19 protein-coding genes are annotated in these 19,914 nt (G+C 66.7%); 15 read left to right on the plus strand and 4 right to left on the minus strand.

Going from position 1 to position 19,914, the window contains the following annotated elements; translation table 11 throughout:
* Nucleotides 1–6 precede the first annotated feature (6 nt).
* Nucleotides 7–1,419 carry a mannose-1-phosphate guanylyltransferase/mannose-6-phosphate isomerase gene (locus JQ639_RS31350; RefSeq protein ID WP_211963760.1) on the plus strand — a complete coding sequence of 471 codons (1,413 nt, stop codon included), beginning with the start codon at nt 7–9 and terminating at the stop codon, nt 1,417–1,419.
* Here the strand turns inward: JQ639_RS31350 and JQ639_RS31355 are convergent.
* Nucleotides 1,404–2,477 carry an acyltransferase family protein gene (locus JQ639_RS31355; RefSeq protein WP_211963762.1) on the minus strand — a complete coding sequence of 358 codons (1,074 nt, stop codon included), beginning with the start codon at nt 2,475–2,477 and terminating at the stop codon, nt 1,404–1,406. The genes JQ639_RS31350 and JQ639_RS31355 overlap by 16 nt on opposite strands.
* A 349-nt stretch (nt 2,478–2,826) precedes the next feature.
* Between JQ639_RS31355 and JQ639_RS31360 the strand changes: the two genes are divergently transcribed.
* From JQ639_RS31360 to JQ639_RS31380, 5 genes are all read left to right on the plus strand, one after another.
* Nucleotides 2,827–3,813, plus strand: coding sequence for a Gfo/Idh/MocA family protein (locus JQ639_RS31360; RefSeq protein WP_211963769.1), 987 nt, complete (start codon nt 2,827–2,829; stop codon nt 3,811–3,813).
* Between the two features lie 33 nt (nt 3,814–3,846).
* Entirely contained in the window at nt 3,847–4,986 is a 1,140-nt protein-coding gene (locus JQ639_RS31365; protein ID WP_211963771.1) for a DegT/DnrJ/EryC1/StrS family aminotransferase, read from the plus strand.
* Nucleotides 4,987–5,086: 100 nt separating this feature from the next.
* The gene (gene murJ, locus JQ639_RS31370) at nt 5,087–6,613 is read left to right on the plus strand and encodes a murein biosynthesis integral membrane protein MurJ (protein ID WP_211963772.1); all 1,527 of its coding nucleotides are present in this window, start codon (nt 5,087–5,089) and stop codon (nt 6,611–6,613) included.
* 90 nt (nt 6,614–6,703) lie between these two features.
* A complete protein-coding gene (locus JQ639_RS31375) occupies nt 6,704–9,007 on the plus strand; it encodes a xanthine dehydrogenase family protein molybdopterin-binding subunit (protein ID WP_211963774.1) in 2,304 nt (767 codons plus the stop codon).
* 117 nt (nt 9,008–9,124) lie between these two features.
* Nucleotides 9,125–9,556 carry a c-type cytochrome gene (locus JQ639_RS31380; RefSeq protein ID WP_211963778.1) on the plus strand — a complete coding sequence of 144 codons (432 nt, stop codon included), beginning with the start codon at nt 9,125–9,127 and terminating at the stop codon, nt 9,554–9,556.
* A gap of 80 nt (nt 9,557–9,636) precedes the next feature.
* On the opposite strand, the gene JQ639_RS31385 is transcribed toward JQ639_RS31380, so the two are convergent.
* Nucleotides 9,637–10,074, minus strand: a complete 438-nt coding sequence (locus tag JQ639_RS31385; protein WP_211963780.1) for a CHRD domain-containing protein — start codon at nt 10,072–10,074, stop codon at nt 9,637–9,639.
* A 177-nt stretch (nt 10,075–10,251) separates the two neighbouring features.
* On the opposite strand from JQ639_RS31385, the gene JQ639_RS31390 reads away from it, so the two are divergent.
* From JQ639_RS31390 to JQ639_RS31405, 4 genes are all read left to right on the plus strand, one after another.
* Nucleotides 10,252–11,181: a c-type cytochrome gene (locus JQ639_RS31390; protein ID WP_211963787.1), complete on the plus strand. Its 930-nt coding sequence runs from the start codon at nt 10,252–10,254 to the stop codon at nt 11,179–11,181.
* Between the two features lie 331 nt (nt 11,182–11,512).
* Nucleotides 11,513–11,827: a hypothetical protein gene (locus JQ639_RS31395; protein WP_211963795.1), complete on the plus strand. Its 315-nt coding sequence runs from the start codon at nt 11,513–11,515 to the stop codon at nt 11,825–11,827.
* On the plus strand, nt 11,745–12,320 hold the full coding sequence (locus tag JQ639_RS31400) for an RNA polymerase sigma factor (RefSeq protein WP_249122868.1): 576 nt from the start codon (nt 11,745–11,747) through the stop codon (nt 12,318–12,320). Before JQ639_RS31395 ends, JQ639_RS31400 begins: the two co-directional genes overlap by 83 nt.
* On the plus strand, nt 12,317–12,745 hold the full coding sequence (locus tag JQ639_RS31405) for an anti-sigma factor (protein WP_211963798.1): 429 nt from the start codon (nt 12,317–12,319) through the stop codon (nt 12,743–12,745). Before JQ639_RS31400 ends, JQ639_RS31405 begins: the two co-directional genes overlap by 4 nt.
* 160 nt (nt 12,746–12,905) lie before the next feature.
* Here JQ639_RS31405 and JQ639_RS31410 read toward each other — a convergent pair whose 3' ends face one another.
* Nucleotides 12,906–14,438 (minus strand): porin, encoded by a 1,533-nt coding sequence (locus JQ639_RS31410; RefSeq protein ID WP_349644658.1) that lies wholly within the window; start codon nt 14,436–14,438, stop codon nt 12,906–12,908.
* Between the two features lie 509 nt (nt 14,439–14,947).
* Between JQ639_RS31410 and JQ639_RS31415 the strand changes: the two genes are divergently transcribed.
* Complete coding sequence (locus JQ639_RS31415; RefSeq protein WP_211963799.1) at nt 14,948–15,553, plus strand: MarR family winged helix-turn-helix transcriptional regulator; 606 nt, start codon at nt 14,948–14,950, stop codon at nt 15,551–15,553.
* A gap of 268 nt (nt 15,554–15,821) precedes the next feature.
* Here JQ639_RS31415 and JQ639_RS31420 read toward each other — a convergent pair whose 3' ends face one another.
* Nucleotides 15,822–16,058, minus strand: a complete 237-nt coding sequence (locus tag JQ639_RS31420; RefSeq protein ID WP_211963801.1) for an Lrp/AsnC ligand binding domain-containing protein — start codon at nt 16,056–16,058, stop codon at nt 15,822–15,824.
* Between the two features lie 207 nt (nt 16,059–16,265).
* Here JQ639_RS31420 and thiD point away from each other — a divergent pair, with 207 nt between their 5' ends.
* From thiD to JQ639_RS31440, 4 genes are all read left to right on the plus strand, one after another.
* A complete protein-coding gene (thiD, locus tag JQ639_RS31425) occupies nt 16,266–17,099 on the plus strand; it encodes a bifunctional hydroxymethylpyrimidine kinase/phosphomethylpyrimidine kinase (protein ID WP_211963803.1) in 834 nt (277 codons plus the stop codon).
* 189 nt (nt 17,100–17,288) lie between these two features.
* Nucleotides 17,289–17,948, plus strand: a complete 660-nt coding sequence (locus JQ639_RS31430; protein WP_211963805.1) for a class I SAM-dependent methyltransferase — start codon at nt 17,289–17,291, stop codon at nt 17,946–17,948.
* A 54-nt stretch (nt 17,949–18,002) separates the two neighbouring features.
* A complete protein-coding gene (locus tag JQ639_RS31435) occupies nt 18,003–18,818 on the plus strand; it encodes a UDP-2,3-diacylglucosamine diphosphatase (protein ID WP_211963807.1) in 816 nt (271 codons plus the stop codon).
* The gene (locus JQ639_RS31440; RefSeq protein ID WP_211963809.1) at nt 18,818–19,870 is read left to right on the plus strand and encodes a glycosyltransferase family 4 protein; all 1,053 of its coding nucleotides are present in this window, start codon (nt 18,818–18,820) and stop codon (nt 19,868–19,870) included. Before JQ639_RS31435 ends, JQ639_RS31440 begins: the two co-directional genes overlap by 1 nt.
* The last annotated feature ends 44 nt before the right edge of the window (nt 19,871–19,914 follow it).

The following is a 19,914-nucleotide window of genomic DNA, read 5'->3' on the forward strand; positions in this document are numbered from 1 at the left end:
GGGTTCATGGGCGAGCGTATCATTCCGTTAATCATGTGCGGCGGCGCCGGGACGCGCCTCTGGCCCGCCTCGCGCGAGGGGCGGCCGAAGCAGTTCCTGCGGCTGTTCGGCGAACGCTCGACCTTCCAGGACACCATGCGGCGGGTGTTCGATCCCACGCTGTTCGATCGTCCGATCGTGATCACAAATGCCGCTTATCGTTTCATGGTCACCGAGCAACTCGCTGAAATCGGCCTCGAGGCCGATGTGCTGCTGGAGCCGGCGCGTCGCGACTCCGGTCCCGCGATCGCCGCCGGCGCCGCCTTTGCCCGCGCGCGCAACGCCGACGCGGTCGTGCTGGCGCTCGCCGCCGATCATGTGGTCAGCGACAACGCCGCGTTCGTCGAGGCCTGCCGTCGCGGCCGTGATGGCGCCAACGGCGGACGCATCGTGACCTTTGGCGTCACGCCCGAGCATCCGTCGACCGAGTATGGCTACATTCGTCCCGGCGATGCCATTTCCGGCGACATCCGCGCGGTCGCTTCGTTTGTCGAGAAGCCGGATGCGGCGACGGCGGCGCGCTATGTCGCCGACGGCTATCTCTGGAACAGCGGCAACTTCATGTTCCGCGCCGAGACGCTGCTCGCCGAATACGCCCGCTTCGATGCCGACAGCGTCACGGCCGTGACCGAGGCGGTGGCGAAAGCCGGCCGCGATCTCGGTTTCGTCACGCTCGACAAGGCCGCGTTCGAAAGCGCGCGCGCGATCTCGATCGACTATGCCGTGATGGAGAAGACCGACCGTGCCGCGGTGATCGCGGTGTCGTGCGGCTGGTCCGATGTCGGGTCATGGCGCGCGGTCTGGGAGCTGTCGCCCAAGGACGGTGACGGCAATGTCGCGCAGGGGCAGGCGGTGTTCGAGGGCGCGCGCAACTGCAACGTCTCCACCGACAAAACCCTGGTGGCCCTGGAAGGCGTCGAGGATCTCGTCGTCGTCGCCACGCAGGATGCCGTGCTGGTGTCGCGGCAGAAGGACGCCGGCGGCCTCAAGCGGCTGGTCGGCAAGCTGCGCACCGTCGCGCCGCAGGTGACGGAAGACCATCTCAAGGTCCACCGGCCGTGGGGCTCGTACCAGTCGCTCGATATCGGCGAGCGCCATCAGGTCAAGCGCATCATCGTCAAGGCCGGCGGTCGCCTGTCGCTGCAGAAGCATCACCATCGTTCCGAGCACTGGATCGTGGTGCGCGGCGCTGCGCTGGTCACGGTCAACGACACCCAGAAGGTGGTGCACGAGAACGAGTCGATCTACATCCCCATCGGCGCGGTCCATCGCATGGAAAACCCCGGCAAGATCCCGCTGGAGCTGATCGAGGTGCAGACCGGCAGCTATCTCGGCGAGGACGACATCATCCGCATCGAGGACGACTACAAGCGCTCGTGAGGTGCCGGCATCGCCGGTGGATCACCGGGCGATGGCTTCGGCTGCCGCCGCAGCAGGCCGAGGGCCGGCCGCTCGATCAGCCGGTAGCTGACGAGGCCGGCGACGTTCGCCGCGACGAGACATGCTGCCAGGAAAACGATCTGCGTCGCGACGTCGTGCCAGGGCAGGCGCGCGAAGGCGTGGCCGAGCGCCGACACCACGAGGACGTGGCACAGGTAGGTCGAGTACGACGCATCGCCGATTCGCTGCAGCAGGGATGGCCAGGGCAGCTTCTGCGTCAGCTCCAGCGCCGCCGCGCCGTAGATCAGCGGTACGAACGGCGCGCCGATCATCACGATGCCCGTGCCGGTCATTTGCAGGTCGTTCTGGGACAGGCCGGATGACGCTGCCGCGATCAGGCCGGCGGGGACAAGCGCCACGCCGATGAGAAGGCTGCCGGACGCGAAGCGGGCGAATCCGGCGCGGATCGCAAGGCCGACCAGCGCACCGGCGATGAACAGACAGGTCAGTGGATTGAATGCGATGCCGAGCGCGGGGCTGGCGGGATAGCCGAGGCCGGACGCTGCGGCGATCACAAGGGCCCAGACGAGCAGCGCGGGCAGGATCGGCACGCGCAGGCCCAGCAGCGCGGCGAATACCAGATAGAAGTACATCTCGTGGATCAGCGTCCAGCCGACTGCAAGCAGAGGACCGACATCCTGGGGCCAGAGCAGATAGGATTTCAGGATCGACGGCGGATGCGCATAGGACGTGTTCACGACGCCTGGCGCTATCAGGAAGGCCGCCAGCACGATCGAGGTATAGAACCAGTAGGCCGGGAAGATGCGTATCACCCGGGACAGCGCGAAGCGCAGAGGGGGCGAATCCGCGGCGATATAGGCAATGACAAAGCCGGAGATGACGAAGAAGAAATCGACACCGGCGGGCCCGAGCACGCGCGTCCAGTCGGGCAGCAGGGCGATACCCTGACCGTATTTCGGCTCGATCAGCAGCAGGTGGCTGATCAGGACCGCGTTGGCGGCGAGCCCGCGGAAGCACTGGATGCTCGAAAACTTCATGAACGTCGGATCGCCCCGTTGCCCGCGCCGGACGCATCGTGTGATGGAGTGGGCCGCCGGCCATAGCGCGGCTTGCCCATGCCCGCCAAGGGCTGTCAGGCGCGCCCGGCGCGGCCGGCAAGTGTCGCTTGGCGCCGATTCGGCCGCGGCCAGCAGCCGGAGGCGTCCCGCCGGATTGGAACCGGTTCAGTCGCGCGCGCTGGCTAGATCCCTGATATTTCTATGTAATTCTTTGAATCAAAACGTGTTTAATGTTGTGCCGGGAAGGTTCGCAACGGCCCGGCCGGCGTGCTAGACCGTGGCCGCGGCGCGACCGGGGTTTGCGCCGAACGATTTTTCGGGGATTGGGATGAGTTTGAAAGACGGGGCGCCCCTTCGCATGGGCGTGGTCGGCGCAGGCGTGATGGGCAGCAACCATGCGCGCGTGCTGATGAGCCTGCCGGGCGTCACCATGGTCGGCATCGTCGATCCGCTGCCGGCCCACCGCGAGCGCGCCACGCGGCTCGTCGGATGTCCAGTGTTCGAGACGCTGGACGAACTGATCGCCGCCGGCGTCGATGCGGTCACGGTCGCAGCCCCCACCCATCTCCACCACGAAGTGTCGCTGGCGCTGATCGCGCGCGGCATTCATGTGCTGGTCGAGAAGCCGATCGCCTCCACGGTGCAGGAGGGCGAGGAGATCGTCGCCGCCGCGCGCAAGGCCGGCGTCACGCTGATGGTCGGCCATGTCGAGCGCTTCAATCCGGCGGTCGCGGCCATCAAGCAGGCGATCAAGGGCGAGGACATTCTCTCCATCGCCATCACCCGCGTCGGTCCGTTCCCGCCGCGCATGTCCAATGTCGGCGTCGTCATCGATCTCGCCGTGCACGACATCGATCTGATCCGCTGGTTCACCGAATCGGACATCGCCGAGGTGCAGCCGCAGCTCTCGAGCGCGGTCGCCGAGCGCGAGGACATTGCGCTGCTCCAGTTCCGCACCCAGTCCGGCGTGCTCGCCCATATCAACACCAACTGGCTGACGCCGTTCAAGGCGCGCAGCGTCACGGTGGCGACCCGCGGCAAGTATCTCACCGGCGACCTGCTGACGCGCCAGGTGACCGAGTGCTTCGGCTTCCAGCCGGACGGCGCCTATTCCATGCGTCATCTTTCGGTCGGGCACGACGAGCCGCTGCGCGCCGAGCTGATGGCGTTCGCCGACGCGGTGCGCACCGGCAAGACGCCGGCCGTGACCGGCGAGGAGGGCGTCGCCAGCCTCGCGATCGCGATCCAGTGCCTCGAGGCGCCGTCGCAGCAGGTGGCGGACGCCGCCCGCACGCCGCGCCGCATCGCCGGCTGATTTCTTCATCGTTCATCAAACGCGCAGGTCCGCATGAACCAGCACACGCCGCCGCAAGCCATTCCCTTCATCGACGTTGCGACGCAACGCCGCCGCCTCGGCCGCGCCATCGATGACGGGGTATCGAAGGTCCTCGACGCGTGCCAGTTCATCAACGGTCCGGAGGTGACGCAGTTCGAGGCCGATCTCGCCGCGTTCTGCGGCGCCAAACACGTCGTCGCCTGTGCCAGCGGCACGGACGCGTTGCTGATGGTGCTGATGGCGCGCGGCATCGGCCCGGGCGATGCGGTGCTGTGTCCGACCTTCACGTTCTGCGCGACCGGCGAGGTGGTGGCGCTGCTCGGTGCGACGCCGGTGTTCGTCGACGTCGACGAGACCACCTTCAACATCGATCCGGCCTCGCTCAGCCGCGGCATCGCGACCGCCCGCCAGCAGGGCCTCAAGCCCAGGGCGGTGATCCCGGTCGACCTGTTCGGCCAGAGCGCCGACCATGACACGATCGGCGCCATCGCCGCAGCCGAAGGTCTGTTCGTGCTCGACGACGCCGCGCAGGGTTTTGGCGCCACGTACAAGGGCCGTCGCCTCGGCACCTTTGGGCTCGCCACCGCGACCAGCTTCTTCCCGGCGAAACCGCTCGGCTGCTACGGCGACGGCGGTGCGATCTGCACCGACGACGAGGAACTCGCGGCGACGCTGCGCAGCATCCGCGTTCACGGCCACGGTTCAGACAAGTACGACAACGTCCGCATCGGTCTCACCGCGCGCCTCGACACCGTGCAGGCGGCGGTCCTGATCGAGAAGCTGAAGATCTTCCAGGACGAGATCGATGCCCGCAACCGCATCGCCAGGCGTTACTCCGATGCGCTGCAGGACGTGGTTGCCGTGCCGCGCGTCGTCGATGGCGTCTCCGTGTGGGCGCAGTATACGATTCGCCTGCGCAATACGGATCGCGACGGCTTCGCCGCAAAGCTCAAGGCGCGCGGCGTGCCCACGGCGATCTACTATCCCAAGTCGCTGCACCAGCAGACCGCCTACAAGCACTATCCGGTGGCGAGCGGCGGCGTGCCGGTCAGCGAGAGGCTGTCGCTGGACGTGATCAGCCTGCCGATGCATGCCTATCTCGACGAACCGACCCAGGACCGCATCATCGCCGCGGTTCACGAAGCGCTCTGACATTCGCATCGCCTGCATTGTCTTCGTCCGCCGGCGGCGATAGCGTCCGCGGCGGATGCGGATCGTCCGCGGGGCGTCAGGGGCGCGGGAACAAGCAGGCATGTTGGGGCGCATCTTCACCGTCGGCGGGTACACGCTGCTTTCACGGCTGACCGGGTTCGCGCGCGACATCATGCTTGCGGCGATCCTCGGTGCCGGACCGGTGGCCGACGCGTTCTTCGTGGCGCTGCGCTTGCCCAATCACTTCCGGGCCATCTTCGCCGAGGGCGCCTTCAATGCCGCTTTCGTGCCGGCCTACGCCCATGTCCATGGCGGGCGGGGCGAGGCGGCGGCGCGGCTGTTCGCCGACCGCATCTTCACCCTGCTGTTCGTGTCGCAGGTGGTGCTTCTGGTCGTTGCCTGGCTGTTCATGCCGCAGGCGATGTCGCTGCTGGCGCCGGGCTTCAGCGAGGATCCGGCGCAGCGCGCGCTCGCCATCGAGCTCACCCGCATCACCTTTCCCTATCTGCTGCTGATCACGCTGGTCACGCTCTATGGCGGCATGCTCAACGTCATGCACCGCTTCGCCAGCGCCGCCGCCGCGCCGATCTTCCTCAACCTCGCGATGATGGCGACGCTGGCGCTCGCCGCGTTCTTCCCGAGCGCCGGCCACGCCGCGGCCTGGGGCGTGCTGATCTCAGGCTTTCTGCAGTATTTCCTGCTCGCCGGCGACGTCGCGCGCCATGGCGGCCTGCCGAAGTTCACCCGCCTCAGGCTCGATGAGGATGTCCGCGCGTTCTTCGGCGCGCTCGGGCCGGCAACGCTCGGCTCGATGGGCACCCAGGTGGCGCTGTTCGCCGACACCATCATTGCCACCTTCCTGCCGGCGGGCGCGCTGTCGGCGCTGTACTATGCCGACCGCCTCAACCAGTTGCCGATCGGCGTCATCGGCATCGCCATCGGCACCGTGCTGCTGCCGGACATGTCGCGGCGGCTGACGTCGAGCGATCATGCCGGCGCCATGGCGATCCAGCGCCGCGCCTTCGAATTCACGCTGCTGTTCTCGGTGCCGTTCGTCGCCGCCTTTCTCACGGTCTCCGACGTCATCATGCGCGCGATGTTCGCCCGCGGCGCGTTCACCAGTGCCGATGCTGCCGCCGCCGCCGCGACGCTTGCGGCCTACGCGGTCGGCCTCGTGCCGTTCGTGCTGATCCGCAGCGCCGTCGCGACCTTCTACGCCCGCAAGGACACGGCGACGCCGGTCAAGGCGGCGCTGACCGGGGTCGCGGTCAATGTCGTGCTCAAGATCGCGCTGGTCGGGTCGCTGGCGCAGATCGGTCTCGCGCTCGCCACCGCGGTCGGCGCCTGGGTCAACCTTCTGCTGGTGATCGGCTTTGCCGTGCGCGCCGGCTATCTCGAATTCGATGCGACCTTCCGCCGCTCTCTGGTCAGGTTCGTGGCCGCCGGCGCCGTATTGGCCGCGGCGCTGTGGGTGACGGCGCGCGCTGCGCCGGTCTTGCTCGGCGGACTATCAACCCTGCGTGATGAGATCACGCTGGGCCTGCTGATCGTGGTCGGCGCCATCGTCTATGGCGCAGCGGTCTGGCTGCTGTTCGGGATGCGCTGGATGAGGGCGCTCATCCGCTGAACGAGGGGTTTGCGCAGCCCGGCGATCCGCTGCAATATGGAATGGTTCGAAGTTCCAGACTGTTCCTTCCAGGTTGCTCCCGGAGATCCCATGGCTCCCATCAAGTTCGGCGTCGGTCACAGCGTCCGGCGCAAGGAAGACGATGCGTTTATTCGCGGCAGGGGGCACTACACGGCGGATCATTCCCTCCCGAGCGTCCTGCATGCGCTGGTGCTGCGATCGCCGCATGCCCATGCCCGCTTCAAGCTGGATGCGGCCCATGCACGGACCCTGCCGGGCGTCGCCGCGATCCTGACCGCTGAGGATACCGCCGATCTCGGCGGCCTGCCGTGCCTGTTCAATCTGCCGGAAGACCCCTTTACCGCTCCGCCTTACCCGATCCTTGCCCGGGACACGGTTCGCCATGTCGGCGACGCGGTGGCGTTCGTTGTGGCCGAGACGCTTGACCAGGCGCGCGACGCGCTCGAGGCCATTGCCGTCGACTGGCAGCCGCTGCCGGCGGCGGTCGGTGCGGTCGACGCGCTCAAGCCGGGCGCGCCGCAGGTGTGGCCCGATCATGCCGGCAACCTGCTGTTCGATACCGCCATCGGCGACAAGGCGGCGGTCGACGCCGCGTTCGCCAGGGCCCATGCGGTCGCCGAGATCTCCATCGTCAATCCGCGCATCGTCACCAACTACATGGAGCCGCGCGCGGTCGTCTGCGACTACGATGCGAAACGCGACCATCTCACGCTCACCGTCGGCAGCCAGGGCAGCCATCGCGTGCGCGACATCCTCTGCCAGAACGTGCTGAAGATTCCCGTCGAGAAGATGCGGGTGATCTGCCCCGACGTCGGCGGCGGTTTCGGCACCAAGCTGTTTCCCTACCGTGAGTATGCGCTTGCGGCGGTCGCCGCGCGGCGACTGCGCAAGAGCGTGAAGTGGGTCGCCGAGCGCGCCGATCATTTCATCGGCGATGCCCAGGGCCGCGACAACGTCACCACCGCGCGCATGGCGCTCGCTGCCGACGGCAAGTTCCTGGCGATGGACGTCGATCTCGTCGCCGACATGGGCGCCTATCTCTCGACCTTCGCGCCGTACATTCCGCATGGCGGCGCCGGCATGCTGCCCGGTCTCTACGACATCGAGGCCTTCCACTGTCGCGTGCGCACCGTGTTCACCAACACCGTGCCGGTGGACGCCTATCGCGGCGCCGGCCGTCCCGAGGCGGCTTATGTGGTCGAGCGCCTGGTGGATGCCGCCGCTCGCAAGCTCGGGCTGGCGCCGGACGCCATCCGCCGCAAGAATTTCATCCCGCCGCGCGCGATGCCGTACACCACGGCGACCGGCAAGGTCTACGACTCCGGCGATTTCGCCGCGCATCTCAAGCGCGCGATGGACGTCGCCGACTGGAAGGATTTTCCGAAGCGGGCGCGCGCCGCGAAGAAACAGGGTCTGGTGCGCGGCATCGGCCTTGCGAGCTATGTCGAGGTCTGCGGCACCATGGGCGAGGAGACCGCGCAGGTGCGGCTCGATCCCGATGGCGACATCACCATCCTGATCGGCACCCAGTCGAGCGGGCAGGGCCATGCCACGGCCTATGCCCAGCTCGTTGCCGAGCAGTTCGGCCTGCCGCCGGAACGCGTGCACATGCTGCAGGGCGACACCGACAAGATCGCGACCGGTCTCGGCACCGGCGGCTCCAGCTCGATCCCGTCCGGCGGCGTCAGTGTCGAGCGCGCCACCCGCAAGCTCGGCCTCAGCCTGAAGGAGATCGCCTCCGAAGCGCTGGAGACGGGTGCCGGCGACCTCGAAATCATCGACGGCACCATTCGCATCGCCGGCACCGATCGCGCGGTGTCGTTCGCCGATCTCGCGAGGCGGGCGGGCGAAAATTCCGGCAAGCTGAGCGCGAGCGATGCGTTCAGCAGCGCCGACGGCACCTTTCCCAATGGCACCCATGTGGTGGAGGTCGAGATCGATCCGGCGACCGGCGTCATTCGCATCGTCAACTATGTCATCGTCGACGATTTTGGCGTCACGCTGAACCCGCTGATGCTCGCCGGCCAGGTCCACGGCGGCACCATGCAGGGCATCGGCCAGGCGCTGATGGAGCAGGCGGTGTACGATCCGCGGGACGGTCAGCTCGTCACCGGCACATTCATGGACTACGCGCTGCCGCGCGCGGCCGATGGTCCGTCGATTCTGTTCGAGACCCACAACGTGCCATGCACCACCAATCCGCTGGGCGTGAAGGGCGCGGGCGAGGCTGGTGCGATCGGCTCGTGTCCGGCGATCGTCAACGCCATCATCGACGCGTTGTGGCGCGAGTACGGCATCGATCATATCGACATGCCAGCGACCGCCGAGCGGGTGTGGATGGCGATCCAGCGCCGGCAGCAGAAGGCATCATGAACCGAACGGCCGTCACGGAATAATGCTTCCGTGGCGGTGTTCGGACCGATTGGTGTCGTCCGACGATTTCACCACAGGTGCGGGCGCGCCCGCAGGAGAGGGATTGGAGAGGAATTGATGAAGCGTGCACTCTTTGTGGCCGGAGCTCTGGTGTTGGGAATCTCGGCGGTTGCGGCCCAGGATCCGATCGCGGCCCGCAAGGCTCTGATGAAGGATACGGGCAAGAATGCCGGCGCCGGTGCGGCAATGGTGCGCGGCGAAGCCCCGTTCGATCTTGCCAAGGCCAAGGCGATCTTCGTGGTCTTCCAGGACACGGCAACCAAGGCGCCGGGATTGTTCCCGGACAGCGCCAAGGCCGGCGAGGACACCGCCGCGCTGCCGAAGATCTGGGAGAGCAAGGCCGACTTCGATGCCAAATTCGTCAAGCTCGGCGCCGATGCCAAGGCGGCGGAAGCCAGCGTGACCGATCTCGACAGCTTCAAGACCGCGTTCTCTGGCGTCACCAAGAATTGCGGCGGCTGCCACGAGCTCTACCGTCTCAAGAAGTAAGGCATCGCGCGGGATCGCGCATGAAGGCGGGGCCGGTGGCCTCGCCTTCGATATCGCTGCGCTTCATCCACGCGCTTTCGCTATTTCGTCACCTGACCGCGGATCTCGCCGGCCGGATTGGCGGCGGTGTGCACGTTGACATAGTACTTGCCGGCCATCAGGTCGGCGGCCTGGGCGTCGGTGAGCGTCGCGGTGCCTTCGGAGCCGCTCGCGGTGTTGGGGATCGGCACGGCGACACCTGCGTTCTTGCCAGGCTCGGCAGGGCCGTGGAAGTGCGCCATGGTCGCCGGGCCGGACAGGCCGGTGTAGCTGAGCTTCCAGCTCAGCGCCTTGGACGCGGTGTCGAAGGTGACGTCGGCGAGGCCGCTGGCGGTGCTGGTGGTGGCTGGCACCTCGGAGGCGCCGCTGAGCTGGGCCTTCATGGCGAGCTTCTCGGCGCATGCGGGGCCTGTAGCCACGGCGAGTGCGCCGATGGCGAGGCTGAGGAGGCGGAAAGATGGTCCTGCGGACTGGATCATGGCGTTCTCCCTGTCGTCGTCTTGAAGGCGTTCGCTCGCCCGGAATAGATGATGACGTCCGATGGTCTTGAGGACGGAGGGTCCTCGAGGCGACGGGCTGCGCGACGGCGGATGGTGTCGTGGCGCAAACCCTGATTCAACCACCAACGGCGTGATTTATTCCTGCAGGCAGGTTCCATGATGCGAAAATTGCTGCTCTTGGTCGTTGCCGCCATGGTGGTGGGGTGTGGGGTGTTCTGGCAGATCACCAGCCCGGAGGTCGTCGCGGCCAGCACTTTGCCGACACGCACGCCGGATCTCGCCAATGGCCGGACCGTGTTCAATGCCGGCGGCTGCGCGTCATGCCACGCGACGCCGAACCAGCAGGACCGCCTGCGCCTTGGCGGCGGCCTTGCTATTCCCTCGCCTTTCGGCACGTTCTACGCCCCCAACATCTCGCCCGATCCCGACGACGGCATCGGTCGCTGGAGCGAGGCCAATTTCGTCACCGCCGTGCAGAAGGGCACCTCGCCCGAGGGCACGCACTACTTTCCGGCGTTTCCTTACGCCTCCTATCAGCGGGCGAAGGTCGAGGACGTGCGCGACCTCTTTGCCTACCTGAAGACGCTGGCGCCGGTGCGTGGCCGCATCCGCGACCATGACTTGCGCTTTCCCTTCAACATCCGCCGGCTGGTCGGCGGCTGGAAGTTCCTCTATCTCGACGGCCGGCCGTTCGCGCCGGATCCGGCGCAATCGGCGGAGTGGAATCGCGGCGCCTATCTCGTCAATGGTCTTGGCCACTGCGCCGAGTGCCATAGCCCGCGCAACGCGCTGGGCGGCATCATCGCGGCGCAGCGCTTCGCCGGCGGGCCCAATCCGGAAGGCGAGGGTTGGGTGCCCAACATCACCCAGAAGGAGCTTGGCGACTGGTCGGTGAAGGCGATCGCCTATTTCCTGCAGAGCGGCGATACGCCCGATGGCGACTCCGCCGGCGGCTCGATGACACGGGTGATCCGCAACCTGGCCGAACTCGGCGATGCCGACCGCATGGCGATGGCGGTGTATCTGAAGTCGCTGCCGCCGGTCGATGGCCCGCCGCGGCCGAAGAAGGGGAGCGGCGGGCACTAGAGCGTTTTCGAGCGAAGTGGGCACCGGTTCGCGTGAAGAAAACGCGTCAAAACAAAAACTAGAGCGTTTTCGAGCGAAGTGGGCACCGGTTCGCGGGAAGAAAACGCGTCAAAACAAAAAACTAGAGCGCGTTTGCGATTCCATCACAAGCAAACGCGCTCTGGCCGGCGCCGTCTGGCCTGGAACCGCTGTTGGCGTCCGCCGGCCCGGCGATATCCCGGGGCGGTCGGCCATGGCCGGAAAAATCGCCACGCGCTGACCGCTGCGATGAATAAATGGCGCCCGCGATCGTATGGGGAATGACGTTGTCATGTCTTCGCGGGAGCACGCGGTGTCCGATCCATCAAGTTCCGATCAGATTCAGAACGCTTACCGGGCCGGGCGCGCCGCCGGGCTGAGCATCGCGGCGGTCGCAGCGAGTGTCATCGCCTTCGTCAACGCGCTTGGCATCGAAAAGTCGGGACTTGCGATCGTGCTCGCATTGTTCGTGCTGCGCGGCATTCGGCCCACCGATCCGAAGATGCGGCGGCGCGGCTGGGTCGCGCTGGGCTTCGGGGTGGCCCATGTCGTGCTCGTCATCGTCATCCTCGTGCTGTTTCGCGATCGCTTCGCGCAGCTCCTGCGCCTGCTGCAGAGTATGGGGTGAGGCCGTGTCATCCGCGCGCGACTACGCGTCGAGGCTCGATCCGCTGCTCGCCCGGGGCGCGGGCTATGCCCGCGCGCTGCTGCGTGACCGCCACAATGCGGAAGACGCCGTGCAGCAGGCTGCGCTGCGTGGTCTCGAACGGTTCGACACATTCGACCGAACGCGCTCGTTCAAGGCGTGGTGGTTCGCCATTCTTCACAACTGCTGCATCGATCTGCTCCGCCAGAAACGCAGGATCTTGACGCGATCGATGGACGGCATCGATCTTCCCGACGGCAGCGGGACGGATCAGTCCGCGTGGGAGCGGCTCGATGCGGCGCTTCGACGGCTGGCTGCGCCCCATCAGGAGATTCTCCGGCTGAGGTACTTTGGCGACATGAGTTACCGTGAACTGGCCGAAGCCCTGCAGATTCCGGCCGGCACCGTGATGTCGCGGCTGCATCTGGCGCGCAAGGCGCTGGCCGAACGCTTCCATGAGGAGGACATGACATGACGCCGGTCACGCCCGAGGAGCTGTCGGGTTATCTCGACGGTGAATTGTCGGTCGAGCGCGCAGGGATGGTCGCGGCCGAGCTCGCCGGCAACGAAGACCTGGCGGCGACGTTCGCCGCCATGCAGGCGTCTGACCTTGTCTGGCGGGCGGCGGCCGGTTCGGCGCGCTTCCAGCCCGCGACAGAGCTGATTGCGGCGGCCGCCGGCCGTCCCTCGCTCGGCGGCATGTTCGCCGTGCTCCTGCCGCTCGTCGTGCTCGCGCTGCTGCCGAGGCTCTTTGATGCGCCCGAGCTGACGCTGTTGGCGAATGTCGTGGCTTTGGCGCTGGTGCTGCCGTGGATCGTGCGGATGGTGGCCGCCGAAGTCGCGGACACTGCGCGTGGCCCCGCGATGGACGCCGCAGCGCCGCGCCGGGATATGAGCTGATCGCGGCGGGAGGCTGGCTTCTGTGTCCGGCATCGCGCGGGGCACCGGCTCGTGGTGCGCGGGATGGTCGCTTGCAGGCAAGAAAAAACCTCCGGCGGGGCATCGCCGGAGGTTTCTGGAGGTTTACGTGAGAAGATGTCTCCTTTTCGTTGTTTGACGATCAGAAGCTGCGGAGAATCTGAACCGAGCCGTTGTAGAGGTTCTGGTTCTTCATCTCGTAGGTACCGGCGGCCACACCCGGGATGGTGTTGGCGTTGGCGGTGAAGACGCCGTTCTGGTTCTGGATCAGCCGGGTGTAGGTGAACTCAGCCGACAGCGTCAGGTTCTGGACCGGGGTCCAGGCCGTACGCGTACCAACCTGGGCAACCGCGAAGTTGAAGTTGCCGGTGTTGGTGCCGCCGAAGGTGCCGGTGCTCAGACCGCCCGTGAGGGCGTTCGCAGCAGCAAGCAGAGCCGCGTTGCCAGCCGAACCGTAGTTGATCGCGGTGTACGAACCGAACACCGAGGTGCGCCAGGCCGGGTTCCAGTAGTGCTCGTAGTACGCGCTCACTTCCCACGCCGAGCTCAGGTCGATGCTCGAGCCATTGGCCGAGTTGGTGCCCGAGTAGACGCCGTCGAGCGCATAGCCGAACGCCAGGCTGCCCGCGGTGCCGGCGCCGGTGCCGACCTTGGCGTAACGACCGCCGCCCGAGGTATCCTGGGTGCCGCCGAACACGTACTTGGCCGCGCCCTTGGCATAGCTGGCTTCGACCTTCAGGCTGTCGCCCACGCCGGTCGGCAGGTTCTTCAGCTCGAAGGCGCCGGTGAAGGCATAGCCCCAGGCCGACGACGGATGACCGGTGTCGCTGTTGGTCGAGGTGTAGTAGGTGCCGTGAACTTCATGCGCAGCGGCGCCGAAGTGCAGCGAACCCCAGGCCTGGTCGAGGCGCAGGTTGGCGACGATATCCGGCACGTGATCGCCGGTCTGGACGTTGCCCGTGAAGGTGTTGGACGACACGCCGTACGCCTGAGTCGCGGAACCGAACGGGCCGAGGAAGCCGGCCGACGCGTTCACGACACCAGCCGAACGGTAGGGCTGGGCGTCTTCGAGCGAGATCGTCGCCGACACGCCGTTGCCGAACGAGGCGGTGTAGGCGATCTGCGGGATGCCGGTGGTGTTGTTCGAGCCACCGAGGAAGCCCGAAGAAATCCACGGCTTGGCGAGCGCCCACTGCGGATCGAACTGCGACACGGCCTTACCGAAGGTGAAGCCGGCGAACTGGATGAACAGGAAGTCGTTCTCGACAAAGCCGCCCGCGATGCTCTCGCGGCCCTGCAGGAAGTCGAACTGGATGTTCGCGTAGGTACGAACAACGCCGTATTCGGTGGCGGTGCGCGTGTCGAGGAACAGGTTCAGACGCTCGCGGGTGTTGAAGTAGTTGCGGTTGTACGAGTTCGCACCGCCGGTGCCGCCCTGCCAGAACGGCGCGTCATAGGTACCGCCGTTGAAGGTGGTGTCCAAACGCAGCGCGCCGCCGATGCGGATGCAGGTATCGGTGCCGGGGATGTAGTAGAAGCCCGCGCCGTAGAGCGAGCAGATCTTCACATACTCGACAGCCTTCGCCTTGACCGGCAGATCGGCCGCCTGGGCGCCGGTCAGCGCGACGAGACCCGCCGCGGTGCCGAGCACGAAGCTCTTCATGGTATTCGTCAAAATAGACCTCCAAGTTGACTGGTAGGCCCGGTGCGCCGGTGTCGATGGTCGACCGGCGCGCCGTGCCTGCAAAACCCGACAGGGCGTTTCGCGGAGAACGCGACGCACTTGGGCGAGAGCCCTGGACGGGACGACTTGAGGGTGCCCCCCTCCGCCGCAGGAGGATTGTTATGTTCCCAAGACAACTAATTCAAATATCAAACCTAGTTATGTATTTTTCTCCAAGAAAATGTGGCAATCTGGCCACAATGGCGGGGTTACATCTTGGTAACCTGAAAAACGTCAGGAATTTCAGCGAGGTAGGCGCGGTCTTCTGCTTGCGTTGGTTATGTTTCTAAAATACACTTCTTCACGATCACGTGAGATTCGTTGCATTTCCGTCGGGGCGGGCATGTCCGTCTGGCGGGGCAGGGCCGGCGGAGGCCGGATGCGGCGGGACTCGCCAATAAAGAAAGGGACGTCGAGGAAATCGTCGCCCATCGGAGGATCCACGCTCGGCGGAGGAGGACATGTTGGTTCGGAGAAAGGCACAGCGGGACGAGGGGCCCCTCTTTGCTGCGAGCAAGCCGGCAGTGACCAAGGGGCCGTCAAAGGCGGCCCGGCCGGGCTCGTCGAAACTCCCCAAGGAACGCGTGCCGCTGATCGTCAGCCGCGAGTACAAGGTGTTTCGCCAGATCGTCTGGGACATCGTGGCGATCAACAACAATCTCGAGGAGATGCGCCGGCGCTGGGCCAAGAAGTTCGGCGTCACCGGGCCGCAGTGGATGATCATGATGGCGATCAACGACCTCGACCAGGGCGGTGGCGTCTCGGTCGGCGAGGTCTCCGCCAAGATCCAGGCTGTGTCGACCTTCGTCACCACCCAGACCAAGCTGCTGGAGCAGCGCGGCCTGCTCAAGCGGGCCACCTCGGCCGAAGATGCCCGGGTCGTGCTGATGTCGCTGTCGGACCGCGCCTGCCGCGAGATCTCGACCTACTTCAGCCGCTGGGGCGAATTTCACGACTTCATCTTCGGCGATCTCGACGCCGCCGCGGTGCGCCAGTTGCAGCGCCAGATGGAAGACCTCAAGAAGCGCACCGACACGGTCTGCCGCCGTGTCATGGAAGAGAGCTGAGCGCCGCATGCGGCGCTCGCCGGTGGCGCCTGCCCCGGCGGCCGTTCTGGGCGCGGTCGATCGTTCCTGATGGTCGATGCCGGCCGGCCTCATCGCTGGCCATGTGCTCGTCCGCGTGATGCGGGGCGCGCCGGCCATGGCCGCGGTTGCAATTCCCGCGCGTGACGGACGCTCCTGAAGCCGCGCGATCCCGACCGCCTCGCCGGATCTTTGGCCTCCACCTGGGGCGGCCGCGCCCGTCGAGGCGAGGGCGCGTATCCGCCGAGGGTCAGAACGCCTTGAAGGTGATGATGGTGTAGGTGTCCTGGATGCCCGGCAGCACCTGCACCTTCTCGTTGACGAAGTGGCCGATGTCGATGTCCTTGTCGACGTAGAACTTCACCAGCAGGTCGTAGTCGCCAGCGGTCGAATAGATCTCCGATGCGATCTCGGCTTCGGCCAGTGCGTTGGCGACCGTGTAGGACTGGCCGAGCTTGCACTTGATCTGAACGAAAAAGGGGATCATCCGGTGTCTCCAGGTGGCGATGTTGGCCGCACTATAGCGTTTTCGGCCCGTGGGGATACCCGGTTCGGGGCAGGAAAACGTGCAAAAACAACAGAATGCGGGGCGTTTCCGGCGGGCCGATCGCCGCATCCGCGCGGCTGCGGCCGATCGGTCTCCCGCCGTGCGTAAGGGTCGCGCGAGCGGAGGTTTTGTGGCACCTGTTGCGCCATGACCACGCCCATCGCATTGACCATCGCCGGCTCCGACTCCAGCGGCGGCGCCGGCATCCAGGCCGATCTCAAGAGCTTCGCCGCCTGCGGCGTTTTCGGCGCGTCGGTGATCACCGCGCTCACCGCCCAGAATACCCGCGGCGTCACCGCGATCCATTCGGTGCCGGCCGATTTAGTCACGGCGCAGATCGATGCGGTGTTCAGCGATCTCGCGGTCGGCGCGGTCAAGATCGGCATGGTCGCGCAACGCGATGTCGTCGAGGCGATCATCGCCGGGCTCGCGCGCTGGGCGCCGCGCCTTGTCGTTCTTGATCCGGTGATGATCGCGACATCGGGCGATCGCCTGCTGAAGGAAGATGCGATCGCGCGGCTGCGCGAGGGCCTCATTCCGCTGGCGCATCTCATCACGCCGAACCTGCCGGAAGCGGCGGCGCTGCTCGGCTGTGCCGTCGCGCAGGACGATGCGGAGATCGAGCGGCAGGGGCGGGCGCTGCTCGCGCTCGGCTGTCCCGCGGTGCTCGTCAAGGGCGGCCATGGCACCGGCGCGGAGAGCGCCGACTATCTTATCGACGCGAACGGCGTCGTGCGGTTCGCCGCGCCGCGCATCGTGACGCGCAACACCCACGGCACCGGCTGCTCGCTGTCCTCGGCGATCGCGGCAGGTCTTGCGCGCGGCGAGGATCTCGTCACCGCAGTGCGCCGCGCCAAGGACTACATCACCGCGGCGATCGCCGCCGCGGATCAGCTCGCCGTCGGTCATGGCGCGGGGCCGGTGCATCACTTCCACGCGTTCGCGCACGTCGATGGCCGCGCGCCGCGCGCGCCTTCCTGAGCAGGGTGTGCTGAAGCACCTGCGCGGCTCTCTCCGGCTGCCGGCTTCCGGGCGTGTCGTCCCGAGCGCACGCAAACCCCGCCTTGACGAACATGTCAGCGCGCTGACTGTCGTGTGACTGTCGCAGTCCGTTGCTATGCGGATTCCACAGGTTGCTGACACGATTCCAACAGCGGGCGCGGGCAGGGCATGACCTCCACGGACCTCAACACAACCATCGTTGAAACCGCGTACAGCCGCTGGGCGCCGATCTACGACGCCGTCTGCGGCCCCGTCATGCTGCAGGGCCGCCGCGCTGCCGCGGCCGCCGCGCGCAGCGTAGGCGGCAAGATCCTCGAGGTCGGTGTCGGCACCGGATTGTCGTTCGACGACTACGACGCGCGCACCGAGATCACCGGCATCGATCTGTGCGAGCCGATGCTGGCCAAGGCCCGCGCCAAGATGGCAAGCGGGCGCTATCCCCACGTCAAGGCAGTGCATCTGATGGATGCGCACCAGATGGCGTTCGCCGACGAGACCTTCGATTGTGTCGTCGCGCAGTTCGTCATCACCCTTGTCGCCAATCCCGAGCAGGTGCTGTCGGAGTGCCACCGGGTGGTGAAGCCGGGCGGGCGCATCATCCTCGTCAATCATCTCTATTCCGAGCGCGGCGTCGCCGCGGCGGTCGAACGCTGGGCGGCGCAGAAGACCCGCTCGCTCGGGCTGCGGCCGGAGTTTCCGTTCGCCCGCCTGCAGGCGTGGGCGAGCGCCAACAACGAAACGGTGCTGGTCGAGCGCCGCAAGGTCGCGCTCGGTATCTACACCCTGGTGTGCTTCGAACGGACGATGCCGCAACTCGCCGCGGCCTGACGGGCGGGCAGCGGCGTCATCGTCCTGTCACTCGAATCTGGTAGCGGCTCGCGCATGGGAAGTGACGTTATGAGCGAAAGTCATCCGGAACGACGCTTCCGCACGCTGTTCATCTCAGACGTGCACCTCGGAGCCCGCGGCTCGCAGACCGACCGCCTGCTCGATTTCCTGCGTTACCATGATGCCGATACCATCTATCTCGTCGGCGATATCATCGACGGCTGGGCCCTGAAGTCGAACTGGTACTGGCCGCAGTCGCACAACGATTTCGTCCAGAAGATGCTGCGCAAGGCGCGCAAGGGCGCGCGCGTCGTCTACGTCCCGGGCAACCACGACGAGTTCCTGCGCTCCTACTACGGCACCCACGCCGGCGGCATCGAGGTCGTCGAGCAGATCATCCATGAGGGCGCCGACGGCAAGCGCTATCTGGTGATCCACGGCGACATCTTCGATCTCGTCGTGCAGAATGCGCGCTGGCTCGCCCACCTCGGCGACAAGGCCTACGATTTCGCGATCCAGATGAATCGCCTGGTCAACATGTTCCGTCGCCTGTTCGGCTTCCCGTACTGGTCGCTGTCGCAGTGGGCCAAGCTCAAGGTCAAGAACGCCGTCAACTACATCGGCGCATTCGAGAAGACCCTGGCCGGCGAGGCGCGGCGTCACAACGCCGACGGCGTGATCTGCGGCCACATCCATTTCGCCACCATCCGCGACGAGCACGGCGTGCGCTACATGAATTGCGGCGACTGGGTCGAGAGCTGCACCGCGATCGTCGAGCACGACGACGGCCGTTTCGAGGTGCTGCGCTGGACCGGGCCGCTGACGCACACCGCGCCGGTGGTGCAGCCGATGCCGGCCCAAGCCGCCTGATGCGTATCCTCATCGCAACCGACGCCTGGCATCCTCAAGTCAACGGCGTCGTGCGCACGCTGACGATGATGGCGGATGCCGCCCGCAAGCTCGGCGCCGAGGTCAGCTTCCTGACGCCGCAGTCGTTCCGCACCGTGGCGATGCCGAGCTATCCGGACCTGCGCCTCGCGCTGCCCAACCCGGCGCAGATCACGCGCCTGATCGCGGCGGCGCGGCCCGACAACATCCATATCGCGACCGAGGGGCCGATCGGCTTCCTGGTGCGGCGCTACTGCCGCAAGCACGGCATCCCCTTTACCACCAGCTTCCACACCCGTTTCCCCGAATACGTCTCGGCGCGCTTCCCGATCCCGGAAGCGTGGGTGTGGGCGGCGCTGCGCCGCTTCCATGCGCGCAGCGGCGCGGTGATGGCGGCGACGCCGGCGCTCGCCGACGAACTGCGCTCGCGCGGCTTTCGCAATGTCGTGCTGTGGCCGCGCGGCGTCGACGCCAATCTGTTCCGGCCGCGCGACAGCGATCTCGGCCTGACGCGTCCGGTGTTCCTGTCGGTCGGCCGCGTCGCGGTGGAGAAGAACCTCGAGGCGTTCCTGGCGCTTGATTTGCCGGGCACCAAGGTGGTGGTCGGCGACGGTCCGGCGCGCGCGCAGCTCGAAAAGCAGTATCCGGAGGCCGTGTTCCTCGGCGCCCGCCATGGCGAGGCGCTGGCGGAGGCCTATGCCGCGGCGGACGTGTTTGTGTTCCCGAGCAAGACGGACACCTTCGGCCTCGTGCTGCTGGAGGCGCTGGCCTCCGGCGTGCCGGTCGCCGCCTATCCGGTGTGCGGCCCGCGCGATGTCATCGGCGACGCGCCGGTCGGCGTGCTCAGCGACGACCTGCACCAGGCCTGCCTGTCGGCGCTGTCGATCCCGCGATCGTCATGCCGCGCCTTCGCGCTGAAGATGACCTGGGAGGCCTGTGCCCGGGCCTTCATCGACAACGTGCTGCGCGTGCGCAGCGAGCACGACAGCGCCAAGGCGCCGCTGGTGTCGTCGGATCCGCATCTCGCCGCCTGACCGGCGTTGCGGCGCCGCGCCTTGCCGCCGGAGCCGGCGCGGCG

The sequence above is a fragment of the Bradyrhizobium sp. U87765 SZCCT0048 genome, assembly GCF_018131225.1.
Classification (GTDB): Bacteria; Pseudomonadota; Alphaproteobacteria; order Rhizobiales; family Xanthobacteraceae; genus Bradyrhizobium_A.

What these genes read in the sequence shown, in the direction of transcription:
- JQ639_RS31350 (WP_211963760.1), top strand. Translation starts at nt 7, where the DNA reads ATGGGCGAGCGTATCATTCCGTTAATCATGTGCGGCGGCGCCGGGACG.
- JQ639_RS31420 (WP_211963801.1), bottom strand. Translation starts at nt 16,058, where the DNA reads ATGATCCCCTTTTTCGTTCAGATCAAGTGCAAGCTCGGCCAGTCCTAC.
- JQ639_RS31440 (WP_211963809.1), top strand. Translation starts at nt 18,818, where the DNA reads ATGCGTATCCTCATCGCAACCGACGCCTGGCATCCTCAAGTCAACGGC.
- JQ639_RS31375 (WP_211963774.1), top strand. Translation starts at nt 6,704, where the DNA reads ATGGCTCCCATCAAGTTCGGCGTCGGTCACAGCGTCCGGCGCAAGGAA.
- JQ639_RS31390 (WP_211963787.1), top strand. Translation starts at nt 10,252, where the DNA reads ATGATGCGAAAATTGCTGCTCTTGGTCGTTGCCGCCATGGTGGTGGGG.
- JQ639_RS31385 (WP_211963780.1), bottom strand. Translation starts at nt 10,074, where the DNA reads ATGATCCAGTCCGCAGGACCATCTTTCCGCCTCCTCAGCCTCGCCATC.
- murJ (WP_211963772.1), top strand. Translation starts at nt 5,087, where the DNA reads ATGTTGGGGCGCATCTTCACCGTCGGCGGGTACACGCTGCTTTCACGG.
- JQ639_RS31400 (WP_249122868.1), top strand. Translation starts at nt 11,745, where the DNA reads ATGTCGTGCTCGTCATCGTCATCCTCGTGCTGTTTCGCGATCGCTTCG.
- JQ639_RS31355 (WP_211963762.1), bottom strand. Translation starts at nt 2,477, where the DNA reads ATGAAGTTTTCGAGCATCCAGTGCTTCCGCGGGCTCGCCGCCAACGCG.
- JQ639_RS31405 (WP_211963798.1), top strand. Translation starts at nt 12,317, where the DNA reads ATGACGCCGGTCACGCCCGAGGAGCTGTCGGGTTATCTCGACGGTGAA.
- JQ639_RS31415 (WP_211963799.1), top strand. Translation starts at nt 14,948, where the DNA reads ATGTTGGTTCGGAGAAAGGCACAGCGGGACGAGGGGCCCCTCTTTGCT.
- JQ639_RS31435 (WP_211963807.1), top strand. Translation starts at nt 18,003, where the DNA reads ATGGGAAGTGACGTTATGAGCGAAAGTCATCCGGAACGACGCTTCCGC.
- thiD (WP_211963803.1), top strand. Translation starts at nt 16,266, where the DNA reads ATGACCACGCCCATCGCATTGACCATCGCCGGCTCCGACTCCAGCGGC.
- JQ639_RS31365 (WP_211963771.1), top strand. Translation starts at nt 3,847, where the DNA reads ATGAACCAGCACACGCCGCCGCAAGCCATTCCCTTCATCGACGTTGCG.
- JQ639_RS31430 (WP_211963805.1), top strand. Translation starts at nt 17,289, where the DNA reads ATGACCTCCACGGACCTCAACACAACCATCGTTGAAACCGCGTACAGC.
- JQ639_RS31360 (WP_211963769.1), top strand. Translation starts at nt 2,827, where the DNA reads ATGAGTTTGAAAGACGGGGCGCCCCTTCGCATGGGCGTGGTCGGCGCA.
- JQ639_RS31380 (WP_211963778.1), top strand. Translation starts at nt 9,125, where the DNA reads ATGAAGCGTGCACTCTTTGTGGCCGGAGCTCTGGTGTTGGGAATCTCG.